Annotated in this window: 15 protein-coding genes; 7 read left to right on the top strand and 8 right to left on the bottom strand. The window is 68.6% G+C overall.

Annotated elements, in window-relative coordinates:
• Positions 1 to 147: 147 nt before the first annotated feature.
• The 4 genes from AC07NS_RS15255 (at position 148) to AC07NS_RS15240 (ending at position 3,437) form a co-directional block, all read left to right on the top strand.
• Complete coding sequence (locus AC07NS_RS15255) at positions 148 to 327, top strand: hypothetical protein (protein ID WP_494604531.1); 180 nt, start codon at positions 148 to 150, stop codon at positions 325 to 327.
• Between the two features lie 101 nt (positions 328 to 428).
• A complete protein-coding gene (gene ahpC / locus AC07NS_RS15250) occupies positions 429 to 992 on the top strand; it encodes an alkyl hydroperoxide reductase subunit C (protein ID WP_110117960.1) in 564 nt (187 codons plus the stop codon).
• Between the two features lie 142 nt (positions 993 to 1,134).
• Positions 1,135 to 2,715 carry an alkyl hydroperoxide reductase subunit F gene (ahpF, locus tag AC07NS_RS15245; RefSeq protein WP_494604529.1) on the top strand — a complete coding sequence of 527 codons (1,581 nt, stop codon included), beginning with the start codon at positions 1,135 to 1,137 and terminating at the stop codon, positions 2,713 to 2,715.
• A gap of 128 nt (positions 2,716 to 2,843) precedes the next feature.
• On the top strand, positions 2,844 to 3,437 hold the full coding sequence (locus tag AC07NS_RS15240) for a hypothetical protein (protein ID WP_494604527.1): 594 nt from the start codon (positions 2,844 to 2,846) through the stop codon (positions 3,435 to 3,437).
• A gap of 176 nt (positions 3,438 to 3,613) precedes the next feature.
• Here the strand turns inward: AC07NS_RS15240 and AC07NS_RS15235 are convergent, their stop codons facing one another.
• The 4 genes from AC07NS_RS15235 to AC07NS_RS15220 all read right to left on the bottom strand — a co-directional run bounded on the left by AC07NS_RS15235 (position 3,614) and on the right by AC07NS_RS15220 (position 8,991).
• Complete coding sequence (locus AC07NS_RS15235; protein ID WP_494604525.1) at positions 3,614 to 5,161, bottom strand: ATP-binding protein; 1,548 nt, start codon at positions 5,159 to 5,161, stop codon at positions 3,614 to 3,616.
• A 407-nt stretch (positions 5,162 to 5,568) separates the two neighbouring features.
• Entirely contained in the window at positions 5,569 to 7,209 is a 1,641-nt protein-coding gene (locus AC07NS_RS15230; RefSeq protein ID WP_494604523.1) for an NAD(P)/FAD-dependent oxidoreductase, read from the bottom strand.
• A gap of 904 nt (positions 7,210 to 8,113) precedes the next feature.
• The gene (locus AC07NS_RS15225) at positions 8,114 to 8,578 is read right to left on the bottom strand and encodes a MarR family winged helix-turn-helix transcriptional regulator (RefSeq protein WP_494604521.1); all 465 of its coding nucleotides are present in this window, start codon (positions 8,576 to 8,578) and stop codon (positions 8,114 to 8,116) included.
• Complete coding sequence (locus AC07NS_RS15220) at positions 8,575 to 8,991, bottom strand: organic hydroperoxide resistance protein (protein WP_494604519.1); 417 nt, start codon at positions 8,989 to 8,991, stop codon at positions 8,575 to 8,577. The genes AC07NS_RS15225 and AC07NS_RS15220 overlap by 4 nt, the downstream gene beginning before the upstream one ends.
• A gap of 148 nt (positions 8,992 to 9,139) precedes the next feature.
• On the opposite strand from AC07NS_RS15220, the gene AC07NS_RS15215 reads away from it, so the two are divergent.
• On the top strand, positions 9,140 to 10,057 hold the full coding sequence (locus AC07NS_RS15215) for a DUF2268 domain-containing putative Zn-dependent protease (protein WP_494604517.1): 918 nt from the start codon (positions 9,140 to 9,142) through the stop codon (positions 10,055 to 10,057).
• 4 nt (positions 10,058 to 10,061) lie between these two features.
• Here AC07NS_RS15215 and AC07NS_RS15210 read toward each other — a convergent pair whose 3' ends face one another.
• Both AC07NS_RS15210 and AC07NS_RS15205 read right to left on the bottom strand, forming a co-directional pair.
• Positions 10,062 to 10,769 (bottom strand): DnaJ domain-containing protein, encoded by a 708-nt coding sequence (locus AC07NS_RS15210; protein ID WP_494604516.1) that lies wholly within the window; start codon positions 10,767 to 10,769, stop codon positions 10,062 to 10,064.
• A gap of 49 nt (positions 10,770 to 10,818) precedes the next feature.
• The gene (locus AC07NS_RS15205; protein WP_494604514.1) at positions 10,819 to 11,160 is read right to left on the bottom strand and encodes a hypothetical protein; all 342 of its coding nucleotides are present in this window, start codon (positions 11,158 to 11,160) and stop codon (positions 10,819 to 10,821) included.
• A 74-nt stretch (positions 11,161 to 11,234) separates the two neighbouring features.
• On the opposite strand from AC07NS_RS15205, the gene pdxH reads away from it, so the two are divergent.
• Positions 11,235 to 11,903, top strand: a complete 669-nt coding sequence (gene pdxH, locus AC07NS_RS15200) for a pyridoxamine 5'-phosphate oxidase (protein ID WP_494604513.1) — start codon at positions 11,235 to 11,237, stop codon at positions 11,901 to 11,903.
• Between the two features lie 8 nt (positions 11,904 to 11,911).
• On the opposite strand, the gene AC07NS_RS15195 is transcribed toward pdxH, so the two are convergent.
• Entirely contained in the window at positions 11,912 to 13,024 is a 1,113-nt protein-coding gene (locus AC07NS_RS15195; RefSeq protein WP_494604512.1) for a lysozyme inhibitor LprI family protein, read from the bottom strand.
• A gap of 47 nt (positions 13,025 to 13,071) precedes the next feature.
• Positions 13,072 to 13,692, bottom strand: coding sequence for a TetR/AcrR family transcriptional regulator (locus tag AC07NS_RS15190; RefSeq protein WP_494604510.1), 621 nt, complete (start codon positions 13,690 to 13,692; stop codon positions 13,072 to 13,074).
• A 147-nt stretch (positions 13,693 to 13,839) separates the two neighbouring features.
• On the opposite strand from AC07NS_RS15190, the gene AC07NS_RS15185 reads away from it, so the two are divergent.
• On the top strand, positions 13,840 to 15,339 hold the full coding sequence (locus tag AC07NS_RS15185) for a bifunctional aminoglycoside phosphotransferase/ATP-binding protein (protein WP_494604508.1): 1,500 nt from the start codon (positions 13,840 to 13,842) through the stop codon (positions 15,337 to 15,339).
• Positions 15,340 to 15,389 lie beyond the last annotated feature (50 nt).

Raw genomic sequence — 15,389 nt, 5'->3', positions numbered from 1 at the left:
AGAGATTATAACCTCTCACCCTCCCACGCCTGCGGCGTGGGCCCCTCCCTCTCTCGATGAGAGAGGGTTTTTACGCTCCAGCCCCGCTTATTAACCAGCAACCCCTTGCCGCATAACGCTTTCCTTCCTCGGAAACGAGGATTTCGCGTGACCGACCGCACCTGCGAAGAACTGGCTGAACTTTGGCGCACGGTGTTCGGCGAACCGCCGCCGATCACCTCAGAGCCCAGTCTAGTCGCCGAGGTGCTGGTGCGCTGCCTGCCGCCCGCCGAACCCTATGGCCCGCAAGCCGTCTCCATGGCTAAGCTTGAGCGGAAAGCACCCTGAACGCTCCATAGGTCGTATCTATCTCGCGAACTGATTTTATCGATTGGACCTATTTGCTGCGGCGCGATACCTACGACGCATCCTTTCCAACGGAGCGTCTCATGTCGCTGATCAACACCGAGATCAAACCCTTCACCGCCCAATCCTATAAGGACGGCAAGTTCGTCACGGTCAGCGACGCCGACCTGAAGGGCAAGTGGTCGGTGGTCTTCTTCTACCCGGCCGACTTCACCTTCGTCTGCCCGACCGAGCTGGAAGACCTGGCCGACAACTACGAGGTCTTCACCCGCCTGGGCGTCGAGATCTACGCCGTGTCGACCGACACCCACTTCTCGCACAAGGCCTGGCACGACAGCTCGCCGGCCATCGGCAAGATCAAGTACCACATGGTCGGCGACCCCTCGGGCACGATCACCAACAACTTCGAAGTGATGCGTCCGGGCGTCGGCCTGGCCGACCGCGGCACTTTCCTGATCGACCCGGAAGGCGTGATCCAGTTCACCGAGACGACCGCCGAAGGCATCGGCCGCAACGCCATCGAGCTGCTGCGCAAGATCAAGGCCGCCCAGTACGTGGCCTCGCACCCGGGCGAAGTCTGCCCGGCCAAGTGGGAAGAGGGTGAAAAGACCCTGGCTCCCTCGCTCGACCTCGTCGGCAAGATCTAAGCGTACCTAGAGAACTACCCCGCGCCGCCGCTCCTCTCCCCTCTGGGGCGGCGGCGCAACTACCTGATCGTTCGCCGCGTTCGATCCTCCCCCGACATTCGAACGCCTACTTCTCTCCCCCTAAGCCTTTTGGGAGCGCGCCATGCTGGACGCCGGTCTGAAGACCCAGTTGACCACCTACCTGCAGAACCTGCGCCAGCCGATCGAACTGGTCGCCTCCCTCGGCGACGACAAGGGTTCGAAGGACATGCTCTCCCTGCTGGAAGACGTGGCCTCGACCTCCGACAAGGTCAGCCTGAACCTGGCCGGCGACGACGCCCGCAAGCCTTCGTTCGCCATCACCCGCGCCGCCGGCGACGCTGACGTCCGCTTCGCCGGCCTGCCGCTGGGTCACGAGTTCACCTCGCTGGTGCTGGCCCTGCTGCATGTCGGCGGCCACCCGCCGCGCCTCGACGCCGAGGTGATCGAGCGCATCAAGGCCCTGGACGGCGACTACAGCTTCGAGACCTATTTCTCGCAGTCCTGCCAGAACTGCCCCGACGTGGTGCAGGCGCTGAACACCATGAGCGCCCTGAACCCCCGTATCCGCCACGTCGCCATCGACGGCGCGCTGTTCCAGGCGGAAGTCGAGCAGCGCCAAGTCATGGCCGTGCCGACCATCCTGCTCAACGGCCAGCCGTTCGGCCAGGGCCGCATGGAGGTCGAGCAGATCCTGGCCAAGCTCGACACCGGCGCCGAAGCCCGCGCCGCCGAGAAGATCAAGACCAAGGACGCCTTCGAGGTGCTGGTCATCGGCGGCGGTCCCGCCGGCGCGGCCGCGGCCGTCTACGCCGCCCGCAAGGGCATCCGTACGGGTGTGGCGGCCGAGCGCTTCGGCGGCCAGGTGCTCGACACCATGGCCATCGAGAACTTCATCTCGGTGCAGCACACCGAGGGTCCGAAGCTGGCCACGGCGCTGGAACAGCACGTCAAGCAGTACGACGTCGACGTGATGAACCTGCAGAAGGCCGTCGGCCTGGTGGCCCCCAAGGCCCCGGGCGGCCTGATCGAGGTCAAGCTCGAGAACGGCGCCAGCCTGAAGTCGCGCACCGTGATCCTGTCCACCGGCGCCCGCTGGCGGAACGTCAACGTGCCCGGCGAGGCCGAGTACAAGAACAAGGGCGTGGCCTATTGCCCGCACTGCGACGGCCCGCTGTTCAAGGGCAAGCGCGTGGCGGTGATCGGCGGCGGCAACAGCGGCGTCGAGGCGGCCATCGATCTGGCCGGCATCGTCGCCCACGTCACCCTGATCGAGTACGACAGCCAGCTGCGCGCCGACGCGGTGCTGCAACGCAAGCTCGCCAGCCTGCCCAACGTCACCATCGTCACCTCGGCCATGACCACCGAGATCCACGGCGACGGTAGCAAGGTGAACGGCCTGTCCTACAAGGACCGCAACCACGACACGGCCCACCGCGTCGACCTGGAAGGCGTGTTCGTGCAGATCGGCCTGGTGCCCAACACCGAGTGGCTGAAGGACTCGAACGTCGCCCTCAGCAATCGCGGCGAGATCGAGGTCGATTATCGCGGCGAGACGTCGATGCCGGGGGTCTTCGCGGCCGGCGATGCGACGACCACGCCGTACAAGCAGATCATCATCGCCATGGGCGAGGGCGCCAAGGCCTCGCTGTCGGCCTTCGACTACCTGATCCGCCTTCCCGCTGAGCAGGCCGAAGCGGCCTGATCGGCCTTACGGACTGAGACGACGAAGGCCCGGGCGAGCGATCGGCCGGGCCTTTTCGTATGCGCGGGGCGGGGCTGGTCAACCTCCGCGGTTGCTCTAGTCTCTCTGCGCGGCGGGGAGGGCGGCTCGTGAAGAAAAAGACCAGGTGGACGCGGATCGTCGGCTGGGTGCTGTTCGTCCCGCTAGCGCTCTATTTCGCCGTGGCGGCGTTCTTCACCACGAAGGAAAGCGTCGAGTACCTCTGGTACATCGCCACCCGCAGCGACGTCTTCAACGCCTGGGCCGTGCTGTCCATCCTGACCATCGTCGCCGGCGTGACGGGCCTGCTGGGCGCCGCTTTCTGGATCTGGCGACGTCGCATGGCCTACGCGGCCGCCTTCCTGGCCCTGACGATCCCCGCGCCGATGATCATCGAGGCCAGCCGCTGCGACTGGTACGGCTGCGCGCCCATCACCTGGGCGGCGCTGCATCCCGAGATGCTGGCCTGGGAAGTCCGTCTGCGCGACGCCGACGCGGACGCCGCCAAGGGCATAGCCTTCGATACGCTGCGCCTATCCTACATGCCCTACACCGCCGCCGCGCCCCGGCGCGAGGGGCGGATCTGGCGCCTCGAGACGCGGACGAACCAGGACGTGCGCGGACCCCACGACGTGCTGGTCGACGCCAAGACCGGCCGCGCGGCCGTCGTGCCCGTCGGCGCTCCGGCGTCGCTGCTGCGCTAGGAGCGGCGTTCAACATCCAGGCGGCCAGGTCATCTTCATCCGAGCATCCCCGCGAAGGCGGGGATCCAAGCCGCGTCTTGAGATGACCCCCGGCCGCGCCAGATCCTGAAAGCCAGCTTGGGTCCCCGCCTTCGCGGGGAAGGCGGTTCTGTTAGCGGTTGATTGTCGACCCGGCCCTAAGCCACCGCCGCCTGGATCCCCGCCAGCAGGTTGGCGGCGGTGATCGGCTTGGAGACGTGCAGGTCGGCGCCGGCGTCCAGGGCTTCGTTGCGGTGCTTCATCAAGGCGTTGGCGCTGAGCATGACGATCGGCGTCCGCGTCGCGCCGCGCTCGATCTCCAGGGCGCGGATGGCGCGGGTGGCGGTCAGGCCGTCCATGCGCGGCATCTGCATGTCCATCAGCACCACGTCGAAGGCGCCGTCCCCGAAGGCGGCGATCGCCTCCAGCCCATCCTCGACGGTCACCACCTGCGCGCCCTGCGAGGCCAGGATCAGCTGGGCGACGCGCTGGTTGGTGGGGTGATCCTCGACCAGCAGCACCCGCAGCGGCTGGTCGGGCAGGGCGATCGGCTCGGGCGGGGCGGGATCGGCGTCGGTTTCGACGGCCTCCTGAAGGCGGGGCAGGCTCAGCGTCACGACGAAGCGGCTGCCGACGCCCGGCTGAGACGTCGCCGAGATCTCGCCGCCCATCATCTCGACCAGCGAGCGGCAGATCGACAGCCCCAGGCCCGTGCCGCCGAACCGGCGGCTGATCGACTGGTCGGCCTGGCTGAAGCGGTTGAACAGGCCCGCGGCCTGGTCGGCGTCGAAGCCGATGCCGGTGTCCTCGATCTCGAAGGTCAGGCGGGTCTCGCCGGCGATCTCCTCGGAGCCGACGCGCAGGGTCACGCCGCCCTGGTCGGTGAACTTGATGGCGTTCGACAGCAGGTTGTTGAGCACCTGGCTCAGGCGCATGCCATCGCCCAGGTGCCGGCCGCCGGTGAGGGCCGGGCGCTCGATGGTGAAGCTCAGGCCCTTCTCCTGCGCGCGGCGGCGCAGCACCTCGACGCCGGGGCGCAGCGCCTGGTCGAGGTTGAACGAGCGGTTCTCCAGTTGCAGCTGGCCGGCCTCGATCTTGGAGATATCGAGAAAGTCGGAGACCAGCCGCTCCAGCGTCGCGCCGCTGTCGCGCACCAGCCCGACCATCTCGGCCTGTTCGGGGGTTAGCGTCGTGCGCGATAGGGCGTCGATGATGCCGATGACGCCGTTCAGGGGCGTGCGGATCTCGTGGCTGATATTGGCCAGGAAGTCGGACTTGGCCCGGTTGGCCGCCTCGGCCGCCATCTTGGCCTCCAGCAGGTGGCGCTCGGCCGCGACCCGGTCGGTGACGTCGCGCGCCACGCCGTAGATGCGGTCGCCGGCCCGCTGGGCCCGCCATTCCAGCGTGCGATAGTGGCCGTCGGCATGGCGATAGCGATTGATGAAGCCGAGAACAGGATCGCCGTCGCGCCGGGTCTCGACCTCGACGACGCTGTCCTGGGTGCCGGGCATGTCTTCCGGGTGGACCAGCCGCAGCAGGGGCCGGCCTTCCATGTCCTCGGGGCTGTGTCCCAGCTTGGTCTGCCAGGACCGGCTGGCCTTCAGCACCGTGCCTTGCAGGTCGCGTATGACCAGCAGGTCGAGCGAGACCTCGAAGAACGAACTGGCGTCCACGAGCAAGGCTTCGCGGCCTGAGGCCTGGGTCACGATCGAAATCCCCGATAACGCCGACTAGAGTTCAGCCTAGCGCAACAAGGTTAAATTCCGATATCGATGATTTGGTGGGCCTTTTCGCGAGAAAAGAGTGCCTACAATAATTCTTCTTTTGCGGGAATTGTTGGCGACCATTGATATCTCGCCGAGGGGCGCGACTGAATCCCTCTCTCTTTGAGAGAGGGAGGGGCCCACGCCAAAGGCGTGGGAGGGTGAGAGGTAACAAACTCACCGAATGAAACGCGGTCGTTCGCCCTTCGCGGTTTGCAGATGCGGATAAGGGAAGGCGGGGCCTGGAAGCCCGTCGGAACGCGTTTGGATTTGCCGGCCGGCGGTGAAACCTCTCACCCTCCCACCGCTTCGCGGCGGGCCCCTCCCTCTCTCAAAGAGAGAGGGTTACTTTAAGCCTCCGCCGCCCACCCCTTCGCCACGTACGCCGCCGCCACCGCTTCGGCGATCTTGATGCCGTCTACGCCCGCCGAGAGGATCCCCCCGGCGTAGCCCGCGCCTTCGCCGGCCGGGAACAGGCCGGCGGTGTTCACGCTCTGCAGGTCCTTGCCGCGGGTGATGCGGATCGGCGAGGAGGTGCGGGTCTCGACGCCGGTCATCAGCACGTCGGGATGGTCGTAGCCGGCGATCTGGCGGCCGAAGACGGGCAGGGCCTCGCGCATGGCCTCCAGCACGAACGGCGGCAGGCATTCGGCCAGATCCGTCATCCGGATCCCCGGCTTGTAGGACGGCGAAACCTCGCCCAGTGCTTCCGACGGACGGCCGGCCAGGAAGTCGCCGACCTTCTGGGCCGGGGCCTTGTAGTCGCCGCCGCCGGCGGTGAAGGCCAGGCTCTCCCACTTGCGCTGGAACTCGATGCCGGCCAGCGGGTGGCCCGGATAGTCGCGCTCGGGATCGATGGCCACGACGAAGCCGGAGTTGGCGTTGCGCTCGTTGCGCGAATACTGGCTCATGCCATTGGTCACGACCCGGTTCGGCTCCGAGGTCGCCGCCACCACCGTGCCGCCGGGGCACATGCAGAAGCTGTAGACCGTGCGGCCGTTGGCGCAGTGGTGCGACAGGCTGTAGTCGGCCGCGCCCAGGTCCGGATGGCCGGCGCAGGCGCCGAAGCGGGCCTTGTCCATCCATGACTGCGGGTGCTCGATGCGCACGCCGATCGAGAATGGCTTGGCCTCGATGTGGACGCCGCGATCGTAGAGCGTCTGGAAGGTGTCGCGGGATGAGTGGCCGACGGCCAGCACCACGTGCTCGGTCTCCAGATACTCGCCGGTCGAAAGATGCAGGCCCTTCAGCTGGCGCGCGCCGTCCTCGCCGGTCTCGATCTCGAAGTCGGTCACCCGGTGTTGCCAGCGGTATTCGCCGCCCAGGCCCTCGATCAGGGCGCGGATGTTCTCGACCATGTGCACCAGGCGGAAGGTGCCGATGTGCGGGTGGGCCTCGGTCAGGATTTCCTCGGGCGCGCCGGCGGCGACGAACTCCTCCAGCACCTTGCGGCCCAGGAAGCGCGGATCCTTGATCTGGCTGTAGAGCTTGCCGTCCGAGAAGGTGCCTGCGCCCCCTTCGCCGAACTGGACGTTCGACTCCGGGTTCAGCTCGCTCTTGCGCCACAGGGCCCAGGTGTCCTTGGTGCGCTCGCGCACCACCTTGCCGCGATCGAGGATGATCGGCTTGAAGCCCATCTGGGCCAGCACCAGCCCGGCGAACAGCCCGCAGGGACCGGCCCCGATCACCACCGGACGCGGACCGTCGAAACCCTCCGGCGCGCGGGCGGGGAAGCGGTAGTCGGTGTCGGGCGTCGGGCGCACCTGATGGTCGGCGGCGAAGCGCGCCAGCACGGCGGCCTCGTCGCGCAGGGCCACGTCCACCGTGTAGATCATCAGGATCGCCGACTTCCTGCGCGCGTCATGCGCCCGCCGCCACAGCTTGACGTCCAGCAGATCAGCCGGATCGATCCCCAGGCGCGCGCAAATGGCCGGAGCCATGGCCTCCGGCGGATGGTCCAGGGGCAGCTTCAATTCGGAAAGACGCAGCATGGGCGCGGGTTTAGCGGGTTGGGGGCGCGTGCGCCATGGGCGGATGGGCGTAGCGAGCGGCGACGAGGTCCGCATTGCCGTCGAACCTGTCGCGGCCTAGCTTGGGCCCATGGTCGCGCCGCAAGAGATTGTCGTATCCCCGAGCCGGTTCTGGAAGGCGCGCAACTTCCGAGATCTGCCGGTCCCCAAGCCCTTCCGGGTGAGGCTGGACCCCGCGATCATCCACGTCTGGGCTGGGAAGGTCTGCGAACCCGGGCACGTGTTTGACGGCCAGACCGTCTATCTGTCGCAACGCAAAGCGGACTGGGATGGCGAGATCAATGTCGAGATCTCACCGCGGACGCCGAAGGACTATGCCTCTGGATGGGCCCGTCTGGAGTCCCGGCCGCCAGGACCCGGCGCCGAAGGCGAGCCGTCCTGCCGGCCTGTCGATGGAACGGCGCCTTTCGACAAGCTGCTCGCCCTGTGGGCGCAACCCGAGCATGATTACCCCCGTCGCGTCTCCCATGGAGCCGCCGAGGTCGCGTCGCTGGCGGCGCACTACGGTGTTCGTCTGCCTGACGACTTCCGAGACTACCTGATCCACGCCTGCTCTACCGTCGACGACGGCGGCAACATGGATGATTTCACGAACGCATGGTGGGGCCTGGAACGGATCCGGTCTCTGACCGAGGAATGCGGCGATCCCGAATTTGATCAAAACCGAGGAATGGTGTCAGCTAAAGCGCTGCTTTTTGCGGACACCCTCTGGTGGTGCACTGCTTGGGGCGTCTGCTGTGAAGAGGGGCGGAACTTCGGCCGCATCTTCCTCGTGGCGGGAGGCAACCCTTTTGTTGCGGACAGTTTTACGGCGTTCGTAGACTGCTACCTGCGGGACGATCAGACCCTGTACGGAGCTCCGCCCCTAAACCGCCAGCCGCTTCAGCCGCTCGCGCAGCTCCACCAGCTCCGGCAGCGGGGTGTCGAGCTTGCAGAAGAACTGCTCGGCCACCTCCAGCGCCTTGTCGCGCATGGCGTCGCCGGCCGGGGTCAGTGAGACGATCACCCGCCGCTCGTCCTGCGGGTCGCGGCCGCGGGCGATCAGGCCGGCGGTCTCCAGGCGCTTGAGCAGGGGGGTGAGGGTGCTGGACTCCAGGTCCAGCGCCTCGCCCACCTCGCCGACCGTGCGCGGGCTATTCTCCCACAGCACCAGCAGGGCCAGGTACTGCGGATAGGTGATGCCCAACGCGTCGAGCAGCGGCCGGTAGAGCCGCGTCACCCGGTTGGCGGCGCTGTAGAGCGCGAAGCAGAGCTGGCGGTCGAGGCGCAAGACCTCGACCGCCCCATTCTGAAGGGCTTCTTGCTTGGGTTTGTCTAACTCGGAACTCATGCGGCCTTTACGCTGAGGGCGACGTCGATGTTGCCGCGGGTGGCGTTGGAATAGGGGCAGACCTGGTGCGCCGTGGCAACCAGGGCTTCGGCCGCTTCCTGCGAAAGGCCCTGGGTCTCGACCTCCAGCGCCACTTCCAGCTTGAAGCCGACTTCCTGGGCGGCCAGGCCGACGACGCCGGTGACGGTCGAGCCGGTCAGCGGGAGCTTCTGCTGGCGGGCCACGAAGGCCATGGCGCTCTGGAAGCAGGCGGCGTAGCCGGCCGCGAACAGCTGCTCGGGATTGGTGCCGTCTTCCTTGCCGCCCAGGGCCTTGGGCATGGCCAGGCGCACGTCCAGCAGGCCGTCGGCGCTGCGGACGCCGCCTTCGCGACCGCCGGTGGCCGTGGCGCGGGTTTGGTAGAGAGTGCTCATCGGGTTCGCTCCTGGGATTGAATTAGTGAGAACGATTTAATCGTGCACGATATAAAAACAAGAGCGACGCCGTCGATTTTTTCGCGCGCTTGATTTTGGCCGTCGGCGCGGGTCAGCCTCGCCCCCAACGAAAGACGGGGAGAGGCGCGTGGGATCCTGGTTTCTGAAGGCCGGCCTGGCGGCGACGCTGACGCTAGCCGCTCCTGCCTGGGCGCAGCCGGCCGCGCAGGCGGGGAAGGCGACGCTCGATACCGCCGACGTCGATCTCTTCTACCGCCTCTATGACGAGACCGGCGGCCATCCCAGCGCCGAGCAGCTGCAGAGCCGCTATATCGACGCCGGCTCGCCGGGCCTGCGCACCTTCTTCGACGCCCGCCGCACCACGGCGACGCGGCTGGCCGAGACCATCGCCGCCCGACCCGAGCTCTACCAGCGCGCCAGGAGTTGCGCCGCGACCCTGCCGAAGGTGAAGGGGCGGGTGGACGAGGCCCTGGCGAAATTCGCTGTCCTTTACCCGCAGGCGCGCACGCCATCGGTGACCGTCGCCGTGGGCCGGGGCAAGCCGATCGCCATCGGCAGCCCGGTCACCGGCGTGCAGGTGGGGCTGGAGGCGCTGTGCACCGTCGACTTCATCGACCCCGATCCGGAAAGCCGCTTCGTCGGCGTGCTGATCCACGAATACGCCCACGCCCAGCAGAACCCGCTGCTGACCGAGAAGCAGCAGCCCACCGTGCTGGAAAGCGCCTTGCTGGAAGGCGGGGCCGAGTTCGTCACCGAACTGCTGGTCGGTCATCCAGCCTATGTCTATTTCGGGCCGCTGACCAAGGGCCGCGAGCGCGAGATCGAGACGGCTTTCGCCGCCGATGTCGACAAGACTGACCTGTCGGCCTGGTTCTACAATTCCACGCTCGAGAGGCCCGCCGACCTCGGCTACTGGGTCGGCTACTGCATCGCCAAGGCCTATTACGACAAGGCTCCGGACAAGCAGGCGGCCCTGCGCGAGATCCTCACGGTCTCGGACGCCCACGCCTTCCTGGCCGCCAGCGGCTGGAGCCCCGCGAAGTGAGGTCTTAGGCCGCCCAGGCGGCGGCGAAGCGCTTCAGCTGCGAGCGGGCGGCGCTTTCGTGCACGGTTCCGGTGCGCTCCAGGCGCAGGAAGAGGTCGCCGGCCGGATGGGCGGCGCGCGCGGGCAGGCCCTGGCCGTTGAGGCGCACCAGGCCCCGCTCGGCGGCCTTGGTCGAGATCCACACGGTGCGCGGGCCGATGATCGTGTCCAGCTCCACGCGGCCGCCCTCGGCCAGCACCTTGGCGTCCAGTTGCACGGTCAGCCACAGGTCGTGGCTGCGCACCAGGGCGGCGGGATCGGCCTTGATGCGCACGGTCAGCAGGGTGTCGCCGACGCGCACGGTGTCGCGCTGGCGAAGGCCCGCCGGCAGGGTCAGGCGCAGGCGGCGGCCAGCGATCTGGGTTTCCAGCGCGCCCCCGGAAAAGGCGAAGGCCGCGTCGATGTCGAGGCACGCCTGGCTCGGCATGGCCGGGGTCTCGACCGTGGCCGGCGGAAAGCCCATGGGCGCGGGGGCGTCCACGCCCTGCAGCATGCGATAGGCCGCCAGCACGTCGCGGAACAGGGCCGCGTCGCCGCCCGGACGGTCCGGGTGGGCGCGCTTGGCAGCCTCGCGATAGGCCGCGCGCAGCTCGCGCTCGTCGGCGCCGGGCGCGACGCCCAGAATGGCGCGGGCGGCGGAAAGGGACAGGGAAGGGGCCGAGGCGGCGGTCATGCCGCGACCCTCGCGCGGACTTGGTCAACGCGGGGTTAAGTTAACTTCTTCAGCCCGCCAGTGCGGCGATCAGCGCGAAGCCGCCGAACATCGCCAGCATGCCGCCGAAGATGGCGATCACCGCCCAGGAGCCGCTGCGCTTGTGCCAGGTCATGGGCAGGACGACGTCCGGACCCTCGGTCCGGGCCCTCTGCTTCCAGTCCAGGGCGTAGCGGGTCGCATAGGCGCAGCCGGCGGCGAAGACCCCGCCCTTGAACAGGAATTCCAGGGACAGGGCGAAGGCGTCCTTCGTCACCAGGACGGGCAGTCGGTCGGTGAAATGCCAGAAGCAGAACGCCAGCCACAGCAGTAGCGGGATCCAGGCGAGGCGGGCGCGGGTTGCTAGCGTCATGCGGCGAAACTGAAGGGCGCGTAAGTGTCGGTCAAGCATGGCCGCCCGCCGCGCGTGGGCCTATATCCAAAGCCATGACCGACGCGCCGCTGATCCCCGCCTCGCCCAGCGAGGACGACTACGTCTCCCAGGTGACCAACGCGACCCCGCCGCCGCTGCTGCCGGAGGGCGATCCGATCCACCTGTTCGGCGAGTGGCTGGCCGAGGCCGGCAAGTCCGAGCCCAACGATCCCAACGCCATGACCGTCTCGACGGTCGACGCCGACGGCATGCCGGATTCGCGGATGGTGCTGCTGAAGGAGGTCGATAGCCGGGGGTTCGTCTTCTACACCAACCTGGAAAGCGCCAAAGGCGTGGAGCTGGCCGCCAATCCCAAGGCCGCCCTGCTGTTCCACTGGAAGTCGCTGCGCCGCCAGGTGCGGGTGCGCGGCGTCGTCGAGCCGGTCAGCGAGGCCGAGGCCGACGCCTATTTCGCCAGCCGCGCTCGCCACAGCCAGCTGGGCGCCTGGGCCAGCGACCAGTCGCGACCGCTGCCCGACCGCCTGGCGCTGGAGCGCCGCGTGGCCGAGATGGGCCTCAAGCACGGTCTGATCGGCAAGGTGCCGCGCCCGCCGCACTGGTCGGGCTTCCGCATCGTTCCGCAGGTCATCGAGTTCTGGCGCGACCGGCCGTTCCGCCTGCACGAGCGCCTGGTCTACGACCGCGTCGACGGCGCCTGGACGACCAAGCGGCTGTTCCCCTGACCTGAGCTTCAGTATCCCGAGCAGCGCTCGGCGTAGTTCGGGTCGATGTCGTGGTCGGCCAGGATACAGGCCAGCTGGCCGACGCGGTCGCGCGTCAGCCGCGCGGCCAGCGCCTCGGTCGAGGCCTTGGGCCAGGCGACCGGGGCGAAGGCCAGCCAGGCGTCGCGATAGACGATCCAGGCCCGCTCGGTCTCGCGCACCCCGTCGCGGGTGATCTCGCCGAACTGATCCTTCTGCCGGGCCGGCAGCTGGCCCATGGCCACGCCATAGACCTGGTTGAGGCTGCGGTCGTAGTCGCGGTGCTCGCCCACGCCGGTGACGCGAGCCGCGCCTGACAGCTGCTCCAGTTGCTCGACATGGAAGTCATGGGCGTCTTCGGAGATCCGCAGCGGAACGCCCCGGTTCATGGCGCCCGGCGGGGCTTCGTTGGCCTGGCGGACCTCGACGAACCGGGCCTCGGCCGCGTTCAGCGCCGCGTAGGCCTTGCGGGCCGCCGGCGAGAAGCCCCGCGTCAGCGCCGCCAGCTTCGCGGCGCGCACCGGCTGCGCCTGCCGCGCCCCGTGCGCCAGGCAGACCGGAGCGGAGACGTTGGACGAGCCGGGAACCACGTCGCGGCAGTAGTCGAAGGGCTCGTCCGCCGGTCCGCCCCGGCGACGGACGTTCAGGGCCTGCACCAGGGTGTCATTGTCGACCGGCGCGCTCCAGGTGGCGCAGGCCATGTGCACCGCCAGGTCGAGATCCTTCTTCGCGCCCCGGCCGTTGGCGTAGATGGTCATCAGCATGCCGGCGCCGGCGAACGGCTCGTACGGCTCTTCGCCGTTCTTCATTTCCAGGATGGCGCACTGGCGGGCCTTGGCCGGATCGGCCGCCATGCCGATCCCGTAGTACAGCGCCTCGGACGAGCAGCCCTTCAGCGTCTGGGCGGTCGCCGCGTCGGGAACGTCCTGTGGCGGCGGGGCGCGGTCGCGCACAGCCCGGCACAGGGCCTGGCTCTTGGCGAACTGCGGATCGCCGTAGTTGCGGCCGTCCGGTTCGCCGAAATAGCCGTTCTGGCCGGCGAACCCGCACAGCGCCAGCGCGGCCAGGGCCACGGCCCCGGCGATCGCGATCCTCGTCGGCATGGCTTCCCCCTGCAGCGCCCCAAGACGGTCGTTCGTCATGGGGGAGCCTACTTGGTCGCGTAGCGGGCCAGGAAGGTCTCGACGGCGTCCTCGGCGATCTGGTCCACGGGCCGGTCGGGCTGCACTTCGTCGCCGGCCGACAGGCCCAGCACCAGGGTGGCGTGATCGAGCATGCCCATCAGCTGGCCGGCCGCCCACGAGGGCTTGTCGATCTTCAGGTCGCCGGACTCGCTCAGCTCCTTGACCACCTGGATGGCCGCCCCGCCCAGCGACTCGCGCGCCGCGCCCAGGAAGTGGTCGGCCACCCCCTCGAAGCGCCGGCGCTCGGACGTGACCATCCGGAACATCGCCCGCGTCTCCGGCGTGGCGAAGAAGGTCGCGTAGGCGCGGGAGAGGGCGGTGAGCCGGGCGCGGGCGTCGCCGACCGCCTTGGCGCTTTCGCGCACCGGCTCGGCCATGCTCCGTACGCTGTCGACGACGACGGTGCGGAACAGCTCGGCCTTGCTGGGGAAGTAGGCGTAGAGCGTGGCGGTGGAGACGCCCGCGGCGCGGGCTACCGATTCCATGCCGGCGTCGGCGTAGCCTTCCTTGAGGAAGATCTCGCGCGCCGCCGCCAGGATCTCGGCCTTCTTGTGCTCGGAGCGCTTCAGGCCGGAGCCGATGAGCATGGTGGCCTCAACATCAGACTGTGGTTACCAAACGCTACTATCGTCTAAGTAGATGTAGCAAGCGTCCGCGAGGACTTGCACCGAACTTTGCGCTATGGGACGCCCCGGCGCCGCCGATCGGGGCGGGCGAAGACGAGGTTGGACGGCGTGATCAAGGACGCGGAAGCGGCGCGCGAACAGGAAATCGCGGCCTGGCTCGGTGCGAAGGCCGACCAGACGATCGAGACCTCGTGCGCGCGGGTGTTCCTGGTGGGCGAGTCCGCCTTCAAGGTGAAGCGGCCGGTCGACTTCGGCTTCCTCGACTATTCGACCCTGGAACTGCGCCGCTGGTCGCTGCAGCGCGAGCTTTCCTTCAACCGCGCCGCCGCGCCCGACATCTACCGCGCCGTGCGCCAGCTGACCCGGTCGGCCGACGGCGGCATCGAGATCGACGGCCAGGGCGAGGTCGTCGAATACGTGCTCGAGATGCGCCGCTTCGACGGCGAGGCCGTGCTGGCCTCGCAGCCCTGGGCCATCGACGACGCGCTCGAGGAATCTCTGGGCCGCACCATCGCCCAGTTCCACGCCGGCGCGGCGCTGCGCCCGCAGGGCGGCGGCGTCTCGGCCCTCGGCTACACCATCGCCTCCAACGCCAACCTGCTGCGGGGCCTGGCCCCGCGCCTGGGCGCCCAGGCTGTCGAGCGGCTGGTCGAGGAAACGGACCTGGCCCTCAAGCGCCTGGGTCCGCAGCTCGACGCCCGTGCGGCCGAGGGCTTCGCCCGCCACTGCCATGGCGACCTGCACCTGGGGAACATCCTGATCGAGGACGGCAAGCCGATCCTCTTCGACTGCATCGAGTTCAACGACGCCCTGTCGGACATCGACGTGCAGTACGACCTGGCCTTCCTGCTGATGGACCTGGATTTCCGCCGTCGCCGCGACGCCGCCGGCCGGGTGCTGAACGCCTATCTCGACGAGGCCGCCCGCACCTTCGGCGAGGGTCTGTGGACGGGTCTCGCGGCCCTGCCGCTGATGCTCAGCGTCCGCGCCGCCGTGCGCACCCACGTCTGGGCCTATACCGGCGACGACGAGGCCGCGCGGGCCTATCTGGCCACGGCCATCGAGCACCTGGCGCCTAAGCCGGTCAGCCTGGTGGCCACCGGCGGCCTGTCGGGTTCGGGCAAGTCGACCTTCGCCCGCGTCTGCGCGCCGGGCCTGGGCGCCGCGCCCGGTGCGGTGGTGCTGCGCACCGACGAGATCCGCAAGCGCCTGTGGAACGCGCCCACCCTGCAGCGCCTGCCCAAGGAGGCCTACACCCCCGAGGTCAGCGACAAGGTCTATGACGAGCTGTTCCGCGACGCCGAACTGGTGCTGCGAGCCGGCCGCTCGGTGGTGGTCGACGCCGTCTTCATCAAGCCCGAGCAGCGCGCCCGCGCCGAAGCTCTGGCGAAAAAGCTCGACGTCGCCTTCCAGGGCGTCTGGCTGGAAGCCCCGGCCGAGGTTCTCCGCGCCCGCGTCGCCGCCCGTGTCAACGACGCCTCCGACGCCGACGTCGCCGTGCTGGAAAGCCAGCTGGTGCGCGATACGGGGCAGATCGACTGGCGCCGGGTCGATACGGTCAGCGCCTTCGAGGACGAGGCGCGGGCGTTGGCGGAGCAGATGGGCTAATCCCCTCTCCCCTTGCGGGAGAGGGTGGCCTCGCGGAGCGAGGTCGGGTG

Source organism: Caulobacter sp. GW821-FHT10A10, from assembly GCF_059415745.1.
This window is presented reverse-complemented; position numbering and strand designations above follow the sequence as displayed.

What these genes read in the sequence shown, in the direction of transcription:
- ahpC (WP_110117960.1), top strand. Translation starts at nt 429, where the DNA reads ATGTCGCTGATCAACACCGAGATCAAACCCTTCACCGCCCAATCCTAT.
- ahpF (WP_494604529.1), top strand. Translation starts at nt 1,135, where the DNA reads ATGCTGGACGCCGGTCTGAAGACCCAGTTGACCACCTACCTGCAGAAC.
- AC07NS_RS15230 (WP_494604523.1), bottom strand. Translation starts at nt 7,209, where the DNA reads ATGCTGCGTCTTTCCGAATTGAAGCTGCCCCTGGACCATCCGCCGGAG.
- AC07NS_RS15225 (WP_494604521.1), bottom strand. Translation starts at nt 8,578, where the DNA reads ATGAGTTCCGAGTTAGACAAACCCAAGCAAGAAGCCCTTCAGAATGGG.
- AC07NS_RS15220 (WP_494604519.1), bottom strand. Translation starts at nt 8,991, where the DNA reads ATGAGCACTCTCTACCAAACCCGCGCCACGGCCACCGGCGGTCGCGAA.
- AC07NS_RS15210 (WP_494604516.1), bottom strand. Translation starts at nt 10,769, where the DNA reads ATGACCGCCGCCTCGGCCCCTTCCCTGTCCCTTTCCGCCGCCCGCGCC.
- AC07NS_RS15205 (WP_494604514.1), bottom strand. Translation starts at nt 11,160, where the DNA reads ATGACGCTAGCAACCCGCGCCCGCCTCGCCTGGATCCCGCTACTGCTG.
- pdxH (WP_494604513.1), top strand. Translation starts at nt 11,235, where the DNA reads ATGACCGACGCGCCGCTGATCCCCGCCTCGCCCAGCGAGGACGACTAC.
- AC07NS_RS15195 (WP_494604512.1), bottom strand. Translation starts at nt 13,024, where the DNA reads ATGCCGACGAGGATCGCGATCGCCGGGGCCGTGGCCCTGGCCGCGCTG.
- AC07NS_RS15190 (WP_494604510.1), bottom strand. Translation starts at nt 13,692, where the DNA reads ATGCTCATCGGCTCCGGCCTGAAGCGCTCCGAGCACAAGAAGGCCGAG.